Here is a 15,198-nt window from a genome sequence, read left to right as displayed (position 1 = left end):
GGCCACACCGCACCGCACGCGTCCACGCGATCACGGTGCTCGCCGGGGCGCGCCGGAAGGGCCCACCTGACGGCCGCCGCCCCCCGGCCCCGCCGCGGCCTTCGGCAGCACGAACGCGATCATCAGCGACCCTGGCGGCCGCACCAGGCGGCCGGCCCCGCAGGCGCCCTGCGCCCGTTTGGCGGCCGCGGCGTCCGCTGACGTAAAGTTCGGCTTTTGGAAGCTTTGAAAAGTAAACGCGGCAAACGAGTGATCGAGGAACGGCAACGGCCATGACGGTGACAGAAGAGAACCAGGCGTATGGGCCGGGAATCGACCCCGAGCGTCTGGCCGTCTGCCTGAGCGTCCTCGAAGAGCTGGACAAGCTGGACGTCGACCACCCGGATGCGATCGCCGTCCGGCGCGCCACGGCCGGGATCTACCGCTCCGTGAAGCAGCGCCGCCGCCAGGAGCGCCGGGCCGCCAAGACCGCCCACGACAAGGCGGTCACCGAGGCCACCGCCACCGGCTCCGCCGAGCGGATCGACGACGAGACGCAGGGCCTGCTGCCGTCCTCCTCCGTCGTCGGCGAGATCGCGGGCGTACTCCAGCGCCCCCGCTCCTGCTACATCTGCAAGACCCGGTACGTCGAGGTCGACGCCTTCTACCACCAGCTGTGCCAGAAGTGCGCCGCCGAGAACCGCGCCAAGCGCGATGCCCGCACCGACCTGACCGGCAGGCGCGCCCTGCTCACCGGTGGCCGCGCCAAGATCGGCATGTACATCGCGCTGCGGCTGCTCCGTGACGGCGCCCACACCACCATCACCACCCGGTTTCCCAACGACGCGATCCGCCGCTTCAAGGCCATGCCGGACAGTGACGAGTGGATCCACCGCCTGAAGATCGTGGGCATCGATCTGCGCGACCCGGCACAGGTCGTCGCGCTCGCCGACTCGGTCGCCGCCGAGGGTCCGCTGGACATCCTGATCAACAACGCCGCGCAGACCGTACGCCGCTCCCCGCAGGCGTACCGCGAGCTGGTGACCGCCGAGTCCGCCCCGCTGCCCGCGGGCGAGCTGCCGTCCGCCGAGGTCATCGGCACCTTCGGCAGCGGCGCAGTGGAGACCATGGCCGCGCTGCCCTCGGGGCTCGGCGGCGAGGGCCTCACCGCCCAGGACGTCACCGATCTCGCGCTGGTGAGCGGTTCGGCGTCCCTGGAGCGGATCGCCGCGGGCACCGCGATCGACGCCGGCGGCCTGGTGCCGGACCTGCACGACACCAACAGCTGGATCCAGACCGTCTCCGACGTCGACCCGGTCGAACTGCTCGAAGTCCAGCTGTGCAACTCCACCGCGCCGTTCATCCTGATCAGCCGGCTCCGCCGGTCGATGGCCGCGTCTTCGGCCAGGCGTACGTACGTGGTGAACGTCTCCGCCATGGAAGGGGTGTTCAGCCGCGGTTACAAGGGCGCCGGACACCCGCACACCAACATGGCCAAGGCCGCGCTCAACATGCTGACGCGCACCAGCGCCCAGGAGATGTTCGAGTCCGACCGCATCCTGATGACCGCGGTCGACACGGGCTGGATCACCGACGAGCGCCCGCACCCCGACAAGATGCGGCTCGCCGAGGCCGGCTTCCACGCCCCCCTGGACCTCATCGACGGCGCCGCCCGGGTCTACGACCCGATCGTGCGCGGCGAGATGGGCGAGGATCTGTACGGCTGCTTCCTCAAGGACTACGCGCCCGGCAAGTGGTGATGAGCCCGGTGCCCGGATGCACCCAGGGTGTCCGGATCCTGACTATGTGACGCGTTCCATCGAGCGGAAGCGTGCTCATTTGGTTAACCTGAAGCGAACGGTCCGCCGCCAGGGATCCACGAAACCTCTCACGGCGGACCCGGGGACAAGCCTGTCACCAAGGCTGCGGTCCCGCCCGAGTACCGGCGCCACCGCGACCGACGGCAGTACATGTCCTCATAGGTTCGCGACACTAAGGAGTGCGCGGTGACACCAGAACTCACGACGCAGGAGCAGCGGCCGACAGAACACGGTGAGAGATTCACCAGGCCCGACACGCTCGGCAGCCTTGAAGTGTGGGCCCGTTCGGCCCCGATCCGGCTGGCCGGTTACGAGGACGACCTCGCCGAGCCGCACATCCTGCCCGGTATCGACTGATCCGCCGCCGCGCCGACCCGTTGATCCGTACGGCATGACGCGTGCCCCCCGCCACACCGGCGGGGGGCACGCGCCATGCCGGCCCCCGTACAGCGCAAGCGGGGCGGAACACAGGCGCGGAGCAGAGGGGCGGAAAAGAGACGCGGAAGGGCCGGACAGGGGAGACGGCCGAACGTCATCGGCATCCGCTCGGCCCGCCTCACCGGTGCCGAAAGTTACAGCAGCCCCTGCGGTACCGGCCACCCTTGACCCGGGCTTCACGGAGGGTCAGGACAGTCGGCTCGGCGGCAGGAACTCCCGTACATAGGTCCGGTGCCACCAGGCGCCCGTGGAGCGCAGTTCAGGCCATGTCGTGAAGCGGTAGCGGTACAGCCTGGCACGCAGCCATACGGGAGGGTCGTCCGGGAAGGGATTGTGGCGCAGCAGGCGCAGCGTGTCCCGGTCCCCTTCGAGCAGCCGCTCCACGAAGGACCCGAACCAGGAGTAGGCGTACGCGGGGGAGAGCGCCGCGAACCACATCAGCCAGTCCAGGCGCAGATGGTAGGGGGCGTACTGGCGCGGCAGCCGCCGTACGTCGCCGGGCTTGCCCTTGAACTCGTACTCCCGCCACACCGTGCCCGCGTGGACGCTCTCCTCGTCCGTGCCCTCGATCACGATCTCGTGCCGGATGCGCCCGACCGTCCCGAAGGCCCCATAGGTGTTGACCAGGTGCAGCGGGTCGAAGGAGCGGTTCATGGCCTGGTGGCGGGAGACCAGGTTGCGGGCCGGATGCCGGCTGAGGACCACCACCAGGGCGGTGACGGCGATGACGAGGATGCCGTACCAGAGCGGGGGAGCGGGCATCGCGGGCGACTCGACGAAGAGCGAGCCGTCGACGGCCGACAGGGCGAGCACGATGGTGATCCAGTTCAGCCAGGAGAAATTGCCCGACAGCACCAGCCACAGCTGGGTCACGATGATCAGCCCCGCCGCCACGCTCGCCACCGGCTGCGGGGTGAAGAGCAGGACCGGTACGACGAGCTGCGTCACATGGTTGGCCGCGGCTTCCACCCGGTGCAGCGGTGTGGGCAGGTGGTGGAAGAACCAGCTCAGCGGGCCGGGCATCGGCTGGGTCTCGTGGTGGTAGTACAGGCAGGTCAGATCGCGCCAGCACGGGTCGCCACGCAGCTTGATCAGGCCCGCGCCGAACTCCACCCGGAACAGCAGCCAGCGCAGCAGGAACAGGATCAGCACCGGCGGCGCGGTGTCCTCGTTGCCCAGGAAGACGGCGAGGAAGCCGGTCTCCAGCAGGAGTGTCTCCCAGCCGAAGCCGTACCAGGTCTGTCCGACGTTGACGATCGACAGGTACAGCGCCCACAGCACCGCCCACATCAGCATCGACACGGCGAGCGGCACCGCGTCGCCCGCCCCGGCGATCATCGCGGCGGACAGCGCCGCCCCGGCCCAGGCGCAGCCCGCGAAGAACCGGTCCGAGTAATGCCAGTGGAAAACGCTCGGCGCCATGCGGAACGGAATCCGGCCCACGTACTGAGGCACCGGCAGCATGCCGCGTTCCCCGATCAGGGCCCTGAATTGGAGGGCGGCGCACAGGAACGCGACCAGGTACACACCGGCCAGGGCCCGCTGGAAGACCAGTCGGCTCAGCCAGTAATCGGACGAGGTGAACCAGAACCAATCCATCAATCCCAGTATCAGCGATCGGCGATCTTCCGCAGCGTCCGGCCGAGGTGGCGCGCGTACCCGTGCTGGAGCGCGCGGGCGAGCGGACCGGCCGCCTGTGTGTACCAGCGGCCGGGCCGGCTGAAGGCGGTCACCGTGAACCACACCGAGCCGTCCGCCCGCAGCTCCACCACGAACGACTCCTCGCCGCTCTCCGGGTGCCCTTCCCGGGTCCCGTACGCGAAGCCGGTGCGCCGCTCCTCGTACGCCGTCCAGACCACCTCGCACGGGGCGGTGATCCGCAGCGGCCCGGCGCCGAGGGAGACGTAGACGGCCGTGCCGGGCTCGGCCCGCGCCGAACCGGTACGCATGCGGGCGCTGGCCGCGCGGTGCATCCGCCAGGTGGTGACCGCCGCGCCGGCCCGTTCGAAGACCTCCCGGCCGCTGCCGATCAGGGCCTCGTGGTGCAGGTGGTGGTAGCCGGTGGGCAGCGGGCGGGTGCGCGTGGCGCCGACGTCGGGGTAGTTGAACGCGGGCGGTGCGGGCGTGGTGCTGAGGCTGCGGATCAGGCGGGTCATGTGGTGACGGGTCCCTTCAGTCGTCGCCAGGCCAGTACCGAGCACAGTGCGAAGCCGAGTGCGTTGCCGAGGCCGTGGGTGGCGGCCATCCAGGTCAGGTTCGGGTGTGGCAGTCCGGTCGCCTCGCCGAGCGCCCAGCTCAGCGCGAGCAGCATGGTCACCACCAGGACGGCGGCCGACACGGCGAGCAGCGTGCGCGTGATCCGGTCGCGCCCGCCGGCCCCCGCTCTGACGTCTCGCCACGTCAGCAGTGCGACGGCCCACATACCGGCGGTGAGCACGAGTGCTCCGGCCAGTTCGGCCCAGTCGTCCAGGAAGTAACCGAGGAGGACGAGCAGGGTGCCCAGCGGCACGCTGAGGGCGGCGAAGCGGGCGGCCGGGCGGTCCGCCGTGCGGCAGACCAGGCCGGCCACCAGGGCGGCGGCGAAACCGGCGAAGTGGAAGTGCGGGACGGTCAGCGCGAGGATCTCCAGGCCGAAGCCGAACAGGCGGTGCCCCGCCCGCTCGGCGACCAGCGCCAGCGCGGCGACCGAGGGGCTCACCAGGGCGGTCAGGACGGCGATCTCGGCGGGTGCGGCCGACCGCGTACGGAGCAGGCGGCGCGGCGCGGTGAGCGCGAGCACGACGGTACCCAGCGCGTAGCAGGCGGCGAGCACGGTGGCGGCGCCTCCGCGCGGGAGCCACAGACAGAAGGCCCCGGGCACCGCGAACAGCGGCCACAGGCGGCGTACGGCGGTGAGCTCAGGTCCGTCGATGAGGCGCAGGCCCGCCGGGACGATGACCAGCATGCCGAGCATCACCACCGGATTGACCAGACCGTCCAGTACGGACATCCGCCCCGCCCCCTCTGCTTGAACGTGTTCAATTCGTGAGCTTAGGGCGTCGCCTGAACGTGTTCAAGTGGCGGTGGGGGGCAAAGTCTCCGGTTGCGCGGCAGGTCCGCATCCGGCAGACATGGAACGCAGACATGGAGCAGAGAACAGGCCGCGGCGGCAGCCACGAGAACCGTCCACGGTCACCAGGCGTTCGTTCGGTCGGTTTACGAGGGCGGGAGGTCCGCGTGCGTTCACCCACACGCCGTCGCAGGCATGCCGCGCTCACCGCGCTCACGGCGCTGGCCGCGGGGGTGCTGACCGCGGCCTGCGGCGGCGGCGGTGACAGGGGCGCGGCCGCCGGAACCGGGACGGCGGCGGGTTCCCACACGGTGCGCCTCCAGCCGGCCGGTGCCCAGGGGCCCGACCCGTTCACCGCCTCGACTGCCCTGCCCTCACCCCGTCCGCCCGGCGCGCCGCCGCCGGCCGAGCGTGGCGGCGTGCGCACCGTCCTCGGATCCACGCCCGGCCTCTACGCCGGCACGCGCGCACGCCCCAGCTGTGACGTCGAACAACAGGTCCGCCTCCTCACCGCCGACGACACCAAGGCACGCGCCTTCGCCCAGGCCGCCGGGATCGGTCCCGCCGGCATCGCGCCCTGGCTGCGCGGCCTGACGCCCGTCGTCCTGCGCGCCGACACCCGGGTGACCGGCCACGGCTACCGCGACGGCTCCGCCACCGCCTTCCAGTCCGTCCTGCAGGCCGGGACGGCCGTACTGGTGGACCAGTACGGCGCGCCGCGAGTCCGGTGCGCCTGCGGAAACCCGCTGCGCTCGCCGGTCGGCGCCCAGGGCGCCGCCGTGCACAAGGGCCGGCCGTGGGCGGGTCACCGGCCCGACCGGGTGCTGATCATCGCGCCCACCCAGCAGGTGGTCACCAGCCTGGTCATCGTGGACGTCGAGCACGACACCTGGATCGAGCGCCGGACGGGCACCGGCGGCGAGCAGGACAAGCGGCCGGCCGCGCCGCCCCCGTACGCCCCCGGCGACCGCCACCCCGCCGACGCGCCCGGCGCGGAACCGGAACCCCCGCGCGGCGACACGGCCCGCCCCACCGTGCCCGTCGAACCGGCCGGGCCCGGCGACGCGGCGTCCGTACCCCCTGACGTACCCAGGGGTGAGGGCCGTGCGGAGCCGGAGAACCCCGGCGCCGCCGAGCCCGAGCCGGTGGATCCGGCTCACTGCCCGACGGAGCTCCACGGAGGCGAGAGGGTCCCGCCCGGCTGCCCCACACCGCCCCCGCCCCCGCCGCCACCGGTCCTGACCGTGCCGGACGGCCCGGACGGCGGCTCGGACGGCGGCTCGGAAGGCAGCCCCGGCGAAGGCTCGTACGACGGGCCGGGCGGCGGCCCGGACGGAGGCTCGGAGAGTGGCTCCGAGAGCGGCTCGGAGGGTGGCTCCGGCATCTCCGGTGACCCCGGTGCCTTCGGCGGAGCCGGCCTCCCGGACGGCGCCGGAGCACCGGACGGGGCCGGGGAGCCATACGGCCCAGGCGTCGAACCGGAGCCCTACGAGGGCTGATGACGACCTCCCGTATCCCGCCCGGGGCTCCACCGGCAGTCGAAAAACCCGACAAATGATGGCAGAGTGGCTCCATGGTTGATCCGGCAGCGGACGCCCTGTCGCTCCCTGAGGACTGGCCCGCCCACCCGGATCTGAGTCTGTCCCTCAACCGCATGGGCAGCTTCGACTGGGATCTCGACACAGGGCTCATGCACATGGACCGGGCCGCCCTCGACGTGTTCCAGGTGGACCCCGCCGAGTACGACGGGCGGCCCGCGAGCCTTGCCGCCCGCGTCCCGCCCAGCGAGGCCATCCGCCTCGACGGGCTGGTGGCCCAGGCGCTCAAGAACGGCAGCAGCCACTACGGCGCCTACTTCCGTATCCGCGCCCGTGACGGCGGGCTGCGCTGGACCCACACCCAGGGATCCATCAGGCGCGACGAGACCGGCCGTCCCCGGCGCATCATCGGCATCGTCCGCGACGCCACCCAGGAGCTCGCCGAGTCCACCGCACGCCGCGAGGTCGACGAGGAGAGGCGCCGCCAGACCAGCGTGGTCGAGTCCACCACCGCGGCGCTGGCCCACGCCCGCACCGTCCAGGACGTCATCGACGTACTGAAGGACTCCCACGGCCTGGAGCACCTGGGCGCGACCAGTGTGGTGATGGGGCTGCTGGAGGCCGGCCGCATCCATCTGGTCGCCGACGGGCCCGAAGGCTCCTTCGTGCCCGGCACCCGCTACACCCGGGTGGACGAGCGGTACCCGATGAGTGAGGTCGTCCGCACCCTGACGCCCCGCTTCATCGAGTCGCCCGAGGACTTCGCCACCTCCTACCCCATACTCTGGCCGCACATCAGCGGGCTCGGGATCACCTCGGCCGCCTATCTGCCGCTGATCGCCCAGGCCCGGCCCATCGGCGCGCTCGGCCTGCTCTACAGCGACAAGAACGGCTTCTCCCCGGAGGACCGCAACGTCCTCGTCGCGCTGGGCAGCAGCATCGCGCAGAGCCTCCAGCGCGCCATGCTCTTCGAGCAGGAGCACGACCTCGCCGAGGGGTTGCAGCAGGCCATGCTGCCGCGCCGCATCCCCGAGGTCCCCGGAGCGCAGATCGCCGTCCGCTACCGCTCCGCCCGGCTCGGCCGGGACATCGGCGGCGACTGGTACGACATCATCCCGCTGCCCGGCGGGCGGGTCGGCGCCGTCATCGGGGACGTACAGGGGCACGACACCCACGCCGCCGCGGTGATGGGGCAGCTGCGCATCGTGCTGCGGGCGTACGCGGCGGAAGGGCACACGCCGGCCACCGTGATGGCGCGGGCCTCCGCCTTCCTGCACGAGCTGGACACCGACCGCTTCGCCACCTGCACCTACCTGGAAGCCGACCTGGCGACGGGCGTGATGCAGGTCGTACGCGCCGGGCACGTCGACCCGCTGCTGCGGGACACCGACGGAAGCTGCCGCCGGGTGCCGATCCAGGGCGGGATGCCGCTGGGCCTGTCGGCGGAGTTCGGGCGGCTCGACTACCCCGTCAGCATCCTGGAGCTCGACCCGGGGCAGGCGCTGCTGCTCTACACGGACGGGCTGGTCGAGCAGCCGGGCGCGGACCTCGACGAGGGCATGCAGTGGCTCACCGCCCTGGTGCGCAACGGGCCGGAGGACCTCCAGCGCCTCGCCGACCACCTGTGCGACGTGGTCGACGAGCGGGGCGGTGACGACGACGTCGCGATCCTGCTGCTGCGCCGCAAGGGCGGTTACACCCCGCAGGCCGGCGGGCGGCTCCAGCAGCACGTGGCGCAGAGCGACCCCGAGGCGCTGAGCTCGGCCCGGCACATGATCAGGGCGGCGGTACGGGCGTGGGGCGCGGGGCAGCGGGCCGACGAGGTCGAGCTGGTCGCCGACGAACTGATCACCAACGCGCTGGTGCACACCGATGGCGGCGCGATCGTCACCCTGCGGATGCTGGCCGGGCACGAGCGGCGGCTGAGGATCGAGGTCGAGGACCGTTCCAGCGTCCTGCCGCGCCGCCGAGAGGCAGGTTTGTCGGGCGTCTCCGGCCGGGGGCTGCTGATCGTCGACCGGCTGACCGATGTGTGGGGCGTGGACTCGCGCGGCAGCGGTAAGTGCGTGTGGTGTGAGTTCACGATCCCCGGCGGATTCACGGCGCCTGCCGGATTGGCGGCGCCTGCCGGATCGGCGGTGTCCGGCGGATTGGCGGCGCCTGGCGGCGGAATCACCGCGCCCGGCGGAATCACCGCGCCCGGCGGACCCGACATGTGACGCTCATCAGTTGTTAACTGTACGTGAAGAGATCGTACTTGACCGTAACCGATCGAAGGCGATTGACTGCCTTCCCGTAGCCCTCCACGACATGGGGATCCCTTGAGCAGTGAGCTGCTGGCACCTCTGGACCTGGCCTTCTGGCACCTCGAAACCGCCGACCACCCCATGCATCTCGGCGCGCTGGCCCGCTTCGACCCCGGCCCCGGCGACCCCGGTGACGTACTGGAGCTGCTGGCCGAGCGCGCCGCCGCGATCCCCCGGCTGCGGATGCGCGTCCAGGACGTCCTGCTGCCGGTCGGCGGCGCCGCCTGGAGCGTGGACAAGACCTTCGACGTACACCGCCATGTGCGGCACATCCACGTCCCGGACGCGGGTTCGGACGGCGGCGGTTCGGACGGCGGCGGTTCGGACGGCGGGCCGCCCGGTGGCCTGCCCGGCGGCTTCACGGCCGAGGCGGTCCGGCTCGCCGGGGAGCTGATGGAACGCCCCCTCGAACGCGGGCTGCCGCCCTGGGAAATGTACCTGCTCACCGGGGAGCCCGGTGGGCCCTTCGCCGTACTCGTCAAGCTCCACCACGCGCTCGCCGACGGCATGCGCGCGATCGCCATCGGCGCCGGCATCTTCGACGAGATCGCCGGGGCCCGTGCCATGGCGTCCCGCGCCGCCGGCCGCCGCCGGCCCCGCCCCGTGCCGCCCCGCTCCTGGCTGCCCGGGCCGCTGAACGTCGCCGGCGCCGCGCGCGGCCGCATCGAGGAACTGGGCCGCGCCCTGGGCGTCGGCGCCTCCGTCGTACGGGCCAGCCGGCTCGACCCGCGCGGCACGCCCGCCCTCACCGCCGCCGCCAGCGGAACGCGGCGGCTGGCCACCGTCGACCTGGACCTGGAAGAGGTACGGCGGGTACGCCGGGTGACCGGCGGCACCGCCAACGACGTCCTCCTCGCCGTCTTCGCCGGAGCGCTGCGCCACTGGATGCTGGAGCGCGGCGAGCGGCTGCCCATCGCCGACCCCCGCGCCCTCGTACCGGTCTCCCGGCGCAGGCCCGGCGGCGCGCCCGGCCCGGGCAACACCTTCTCCGCGTACCTCCTCGACCTGCCCATCGGCGACCCCGACCCGCTCGGTCGCCTGGACTCCGTACGCCGCGGCATGGACCGCAACAAGGCCGCCGGGCCTTCCCGCGGGGCCGGGGCGGTCGCCGTGCTCGCCGATCAACTCCCGCCGCTGGCACACCGGTTCGGTGCTCCGCTGGCCGGTGGCGCGGCGCGGATGCTCTTCGACGTCCTGGTGACCAACGTGCCGCTGCCGCGCTCGACGCTCTCGCTCGGCGGCTCGCCGCTGCGCGCCCTGCACCCCATGGCGCCACTGGCGCGCGGCCAGGCCCTGGCCGTGGCGATGTCCCCGTACGGAGGGCAGGTGCACATCGGGCTCGTCGCCGACGGCAAGGCCGTACCGGATGTGGACCGGCTCGCCGCATGCATGGCCGACGAGCTCGCCGAACTGCTGAAGCTCACCGATACATCGGACTGATCGCGCGCTGCGGCTGCGGTCAGGCCGGCAAAGCGCCGCTGTACGGCTGTCGACCTCCCCTCAGTGCTCCGATGACTATGGCGTACGGGTGAGCACGGGGGAGGGGTATGCGAGACAGCACGCTGGGACGCGGCGGCGTCACGGTCACCGAGCTGTCCTTCGGAGCGGCCGGCATCGGCAACCTCTACGCCCCCGTCGATCCCGATGAGGCCGCCGCCGCGGTCGACGCCGCCTGGGACGCGGGCATCCGCAGCTTCGACACCGCCCCGCACTACGGCCTCGGCCTGTCCGAACGGCGGCTCGGGGAGGCGCTGCGCGGTCGGCCCCGCGACACGTACACCCTGGCCACGAAGGTCGGCCGGCTGCTGGAACCGTCCGGCGAACCCGTGGGAGACGATCTCGCCCACGGCTTCGCCGTCCCCGCCACCCACCGCCGCGTCTGGGACTTCAGCGCCGACGGCGTACGCCGCTGCGTCGAGGCCAGCCTGGAGCGGCTCGGTCTGGACCGGATCGACCTCGTCCACCTCCACGACCCCGACGACCACGAGGACGCCGCCTTCCGGCACGGCTACCCGGCACTGGAGCGGCTGCGCGAGGAGGGCGTGGTCCGCGCCATCGGCGCCGGCATGAACCAGACCGCCATGCTCACCCGCTTCATGCGGGACACCGACGTCGACGCCGTCCTGTGCGCCGGCCGCTACACCCTCCTCGACCGGTCGGCCCTCGACACGCTGTTGCCCGAGGCCGCCGCACGCGGCACCAGCGTGCTCATCGGCGGCGTCTTCAACTCCGGGCTCCTCGCCGACCCCCGGCCCGGCGCCACCTACGACTACACCGCCGCGCCCCCCGCGATCCTCGCGCGGGCCCTGCGCCTGAAGGCCGTCACCGAACGGCACGGCATTCCTCTGCGCGCCGCCGCGCTCCGCTTCCCTCTCGGCCATCCCGCCGTCGCGTCCGTCCTGCTCGGCGGCCGGTCCGCCGACGAGGTCCGGGACGCGGTCGCCCAGTACCGGCGGCCCGTTCCCCCGGCGCTCTGGGAGGACCTGCGCGCCGAAGGACTGCTGCCCGAGGAGGCCCCCGTACGGTGATCATCGACGCCCACCACCACCTGTGGGACCTCTCCGTGCGCGACCAGGACTGGATCACCGGCCCCCGGCTCGCCCCCATCCGCCGTGACTTCACCCTCCACGACCTCGAACCGGAAGCGCGGGCCGCCGGGGTCGCGGCCACCGTCGTCGTCCAGACCGTCACCGTCCCCGGGGAAACCCCCGAACTGCTGGCCCTGGCCGGCGACAGCGACCTCGTCGCCGGCGTCGTCGGCTGGACGGACCTCACCGCACCCGGCGTCGCCGACACGCTCGCCGCCCTGCGCGAACTGCCCGGCGGACGGCACCTGGCCGGCATCCGCCACCAGGTCCAGGGCGAGCCCGACCGCGAGTGGCTGCTCCGCCCCGAGGTGCTGCGCGGCCTCGCCACCGTGGCCGACGCGGGCCTCCCCTACGACCTGGTCGTCCTGCCGCACCAACTGCCCGCCGCCACCCGCGCCGCCGCCCTGCTGCCGCAGCTCACCCTGGTCCTCGACCACCTGGGCAAGCCGCCCATCGCCGGCGGCGCGCTCGAACCCTGGGCGACGGGCGTGCGCGCGCTGGCCGCCCGCCCCAACACCGTCTGCAAACTCTCCGGGATGGTCACCGAGGCCGACTGGTCCACCTGGACGACCGCCGGTCTCGTCCCGTACGCCGACACCGTCCTCGACGCCTTCGGGCCCGGCCGGCTGATGTTCGGCTCCGACTGGCCGGTGTGCCGCCTGGCGGCGGAGTACGGCGAGGTCGTCGCCACCGCTCGCGCGCTCACCCACCGGCTCTCCGGCGACGAGCGCCAGGAGGTCTTCGCCGGCACGGCCGCCCGGGTCTACGGCCTGTCCACGGGAAGCATGTGAGGCCCCACGGGCATCTGAGGCTCCACGGCATGTAAGGCGCCACGGCAGGTGAGGCTCCCCGGCATGTGAGGCGCCACGGCAGGTGAGGCGGCCCCACGGGCATGTGAGGCGCGCCGCGCGGCCCTGCGGCAGGCTGGAGACATGCCCGAACTGCCCGAGGTCGAAGCCCTGCGAGAGTTCCTCGACGAGCACCTGGTGGGCAAGGAGATCGCCCGCGCCCTGCCCGTCGCGATCAGCGTCCTCAAGACGTACGACCCGCCGCTCGCCGCACTCCACGGCACCACCGTCACGGCCGTCGCCCGGCACGGCAAATTCCTGGACATCGAGACGGACGGGCTCCATCTGCTGATCCACCTCGCCCGGGCCGGCTGGCTCCAGTGGCGCGACGTCCTGCCCTCGGGGCCGCCCCGCCCCGGCAAGGGCCCGCTGGCGCTGCGGGTCGCGCTCACCGGCGGCGACGGCTTCGACCTCACCGAGGCCGGCACCACCAAACGCCTCGCCGTCCACCTCGTACGCGACCCGGCCGAGGTGCCCGGCGTCGCCCGCCTCGGGCCGGACCCGCTCGCCGACGACTTCGGCCGCGAGGCCTTCGCCGCCCTGCTCGCCGGGGAACGGCGGCAGATCAAAGGCGCGCTGCGCGACCAGAGCCTGATCGCGGGCATCGGCAACGCGTACAGCGACGAGATCCTGCACGCCGCACGGATGTCGCCGTTCAAGCCCGTACAGAACCTCACCGAGGACGAGATCACCGCGCTGTACGAGGCGATGCGCACCACCCTGAGCGAGGCGCTGGAACGCGTCCACGGTCTCGCCGCCGGCCGGCTCAAGGCCGAGAAGAAGAGCGGGCTGCGGGTCCACGGTCGCACCGGCGAACCATGCCCCGTCTGCGGCGACACCATCCGCGAGGTGTCCTTCAGCGACTCGTCGCTGCAGTACTGCCCCACCTGCCAGACCGGCGGCAAGCCGCTCGCCGACCGCCGCCTGTCCCGGCTGCTGAAGTGAGCGCCCCCGAACGCCTCAGGGCCGTACCGACACCAGCCGCTCGCCGTCCACGGACCGGACCTCCAGCCGTTCGATCTCACCGAGCCGCAGTGCCGTACCGCCCTCCATGACCGGCTCGTCGCCGTCCTTGGCCGCCCATGTCATCACCGGCCACGCCCGGCCGTCCGTCCCGACGACGACCAGTTCGCAGACGCGAGTGCCGCGCACCCCGGTCACGCGCAGCGCCAGCTCCGTGCCCCACTCCCGGTCCCGCAGCGCGACCGCCGCCGCCACACCCGTGGCCGCGTCCGTCGCCGAGGCCCGCAGCACCGGCGCGGGGTCCTCCTCCGGCACCAGCAGGGCGGCGCCCGGCACCGCGACGGCCAGCGCGGCGGCCACCCCGGCCAGGCGCATCCGCCACCTGTGTACCGGCGCACGGCGCCCCCGCGCGCGACGGCCCCGCGCCGCACGGCACCGCCGGGGGCGGGGCGGCGCGGTGCCCTGGACTCGCCGGGGGCACAGCGGTTCCCGGTCCGCGAGCTGACCCAGCGCCGACACGGCGACGGCGAAGTCCGCGAGCGCGGCCGAGCAGGGCGCGCAGCGCGCCAGATGCTCCTCGCAGCGCAGCGCGTCCGCCGGCTCCAGCACGCCCAGCGCATAGGCGGCGACATCGTGATGCCGCTCCCGCAGACTCATGGGGGGTGCCTCATTCCCGGGTACGTGATGTGCTTCCGTGAACGAGTACGCACGCCGGGCGCTTCTCGCTCAATCGGCCCACGCCTACACTCCGCACCATGGTGCGCGTACTGGCCGTCGACGACGAGAAGCCCGCTCTGGAGGAGCTGCTCTACCTCCTGCGCGCCGACCCGCGGGTGCGCAGCGCGGAAGGCGCCACCGACGCGACCGAGGCGCTGCGCCGTATCGGCCGCGCCCTGGAAGCGGGTCCCGACGGCGAGGGCGCCATCGACGTCGTCTTCCTCGACATCCACATGGCCGGGCTCACCGGCCTCGACATCGCACGGCTGATCGCCGGGTTCGCCAGGCCGCCGCTGATCGTCTTCGTCACCGCCCATGAAGGGTTCGCCCTCCAGGCCTTCGACCTCAAGGCGGTGGACTACGTCCTCAAGCCGGTCCGCAAGGAACGGCTGGCCGAGGCCGTGCGCCGCGTCCGTGACCTGGCCGAGCCGGCGCTGACGGGGACGGCGGCCGAACAGATCCCGGTCGAACTGGGCGGTATCACCCGGTTCGTGGCGGTCGACGACATCGCCTATGTGGAGGCGCAGGGCGACTACGCGCGGCTGCACACCGACGAGGGCAGCCACCTCGTCCGCATACCGCTGTCCACGCTGGAAGAGCGGTGGTCGGCGCGCGGGTTCGTACGGATTCACCGCAGCCATCTCGTGGCGCTGCGCCGCATCGACGAACTGCGGCTGGACGCCGGGACGACGACGGTACGGGTCGGCAGCGCCGAGCTGGCCGTCAGCCGCCGGCACGCCCGCCAACTGCGCGACCTCCTGATGCGCCAGGCCCGCAGCTGACGCGGCGGCAACCCGGCGCGCGGCCGAGGGGGCGGGCAATCCTCGGCCGGGGCGAGGATGTACTCGATGAGGATCGCCGTGCCGGTGAGGAACCCGCCCCAGGTGCCGAGCGCCCGGCGCGCGAAGCCGTAACCGCCGCCCGCGGCGGGCAGGATGGCGGACAGCTCGGC

13 protein-coding genes are annotated in these 15,198 nt (G+C 72.9%); 9 read left to right on the top strand and 4 right to left on the bottom strand.

Going from position 1 to position 15,198, the window contains the following annotated elements; translation table 11 throughout:
* The first annotated feature begins 272 nt into the window (after positions 1-272).
* Both QWM81_RS12620 and QWM81_RS12615 read left to right on the top strand, forming a co-directional pair.
* Positions 273-1,739: an SDR family NAD(P)-dependent oxidoreductase gene (locus QWM81_RS12620; RefSeq protein WP_290111923.1), complete on the top strand. Its 1,467-nt coding sequence runs from the start codon at positions 273-275 to the stop codon at positions 1,737-1,739.
* Positions 1,740-1,985: 246 nt separating this feature from the next.
* Positions 1,986-2,156 (top strand): hypothetical protein, encoded by a 171-nt coding sequence (locus tag QWM81_RS12615; RefSeq protein ID WP_290111922.1) that lies wholly within the window; start codon positions 1,986-1,988, stop codon positions 2,154-2,156.
* 267 nt (positions 2,157-2,423) lie between these two features.
* On the opposite strand, the gene QWM81_RS12610 is transcribed toward QWM81_RS12615, so the two are convergent.
* The 3 genes from QWM81_RS12610 to QWM81_RS12600 are packed head-to-tail and all read right to left on the bottom strand — an operon-like array spanning position 2,424 to position 5,217.
* Complete coding sequence (locus QWM81_RS12610; RefSeq protein ID WP_290111921.1) at positions 2,424-3,836, bottom strand: lipase maturation factor family protein; 1,413 nt, start codon at positions 3,834-3,836, stop codon at positions 2,424-2,426.
* A gap of 11 nt (positions 3,837-3,847) precedes the next feature.
* Positions 3,848-4,393 carry a DUF1990 domain-containing protein gene (locus tag QWM81_RS12605; RefSeq protein WP_290111920.1) on the bottom strand — a complete coding sequence of 182 codons (546 nt, stop codon included), beginning with the start codon at positions 4,391-4,393 and terminating at the stop codon, positions 3,848-3,850.
* Positions 4,390-5,217, bottom strand: a complete 828-nt coding sequence (locus tag QWM81_RS12600; protein ID WP_435372360.1) for a YndJ family protein — start codon at positions 5,215-5,217, stop codon at positions 4,390-4,392. The genes QWM81_RS12605 and QWM81_RS12600 overlap by 4 nt, the downstream gene beginning before the upstream one ends.
* 236 nt (positions 5,218-5,453) lie before the next feature.
* On the opposite strand from QWM81_RS12600, the gene QWM81_RS12595 reads away from it, so the two are divergent.
* The 6 genes from QWM81_RS12595 (at position 5,454) to QWM81_RS12570 (ending at position 13,511) form a co-directional block, all read left to right on the top strand.
* Entirely contained in the window at positions 5,454-6,785 is a 1,332-nt protein-coding gene (locus QWM81_RS12595; protein WP_290111918.1) for a DUF6777 domain-containing protein, read from the top strand.
* 74 nt (positions 6,786-6,859) lie between these two features.
* Positions 6,860-9,043, top strand: coding sequence for a SpoIIE family protein phosphatase (locus QWM81_RS12590; protein WP_290111917.1), 2,184 nt, complete (start codon positions 6,860-6,862; stop codon positions 9,041-9,043).
* Positions 9,044-9,145: 102 nt separating this feature from the next.
* Positions 9,146-10,570 (top strand): wax ester/triacylglycerol synthase domain-containing protein, encoded by a 1,425-nt coding sequence (locus tag QWM81_RS12585; RefSeq protein ID WP_290111916.1) that lies wholly within the window; start codon positions 9,146-9,148, stop codon positions 10,568-10,570.
* A gap of 107 nt (positions 10,571-10,677) precedes the next feature.
* A complete protein-coding gene (locus QWM81_RS12580; protein WP_290111915.1) occupies positions 10,678-11,658 on the top strand; it encodes an aldo/keto reductase in 981 nt (326 codons plus the stop codon).
* Positions 11,655-12,509, top strand: a complete 855-nt coding sequence (locus QWM81_RS12575) for an amidohydrolase family protein (RefSeq protein WP_290111914.1) — start codon at positions 11,655-11,657, stop codon at positions 12,507-12,509. Before QWM81_RS12580 ends, QWM81_RS12575 begins: the two co-directional genes overlap by 4 nt.
* A 141-nt stretch (positions 12,510-12,650) precedes the next feature.
* Entirely contained in the window at positions 12,651-13,511 is an 861-nt protein-coding gene (locus QWM81_RS12570) for an Fpg/Nei family DNA glycosylase (protein ID WP_290111913.1), read from the top strand.
* 15 nt (positions 13,512-13,526) lie between these two features.
* On the opposite strand, the gene QWM81_RS12565 is transcribed toward QWM81_RS12570, so the two are convergent.
* Complete coding sequence (locus QWM81_RS12565) at positions 13,527-14,186, bottom strand: anti-sigma factor family protein (protein WP_290111912.1); 660 nt, start codon at positions 14,184-14,186, stop codon at positions 13,527-13,529.
* A gap of 98 nt (positions 14,187-14,284) precedes the next feature.
* Between QWM81_RS12565 and QWM81_RS12560 the strand changes: the two genes are divergently transcribed.
* Positions 14,285-15,028: a LytR/AlgR family response regulator transcription factor gene (locus QWM81_RS12560; protein ID WP_290111911.1), complete on the top strand. Its 744-nt coding sequence runs from the start codon at positions 14,285-14,287 to the stop codon at positions 15,026-15,028.
* Positions 15,029-15,198: the final 170 nt, after the last annotated feature.

It is taken from the genome of Streptomyces ficellus (assembly GCF_030406405.1).
GTDB lineage: Bacteria > Actinomycetota > Actinomycetes > Streptomycetales > Streptomycetaceae > Streptomyces > Streptomyces ficellus_B.
Note: the sequence above shows the minus strand (reverse complement) of the source record. Positions and strands in the feature narration are given on the sequence as shown.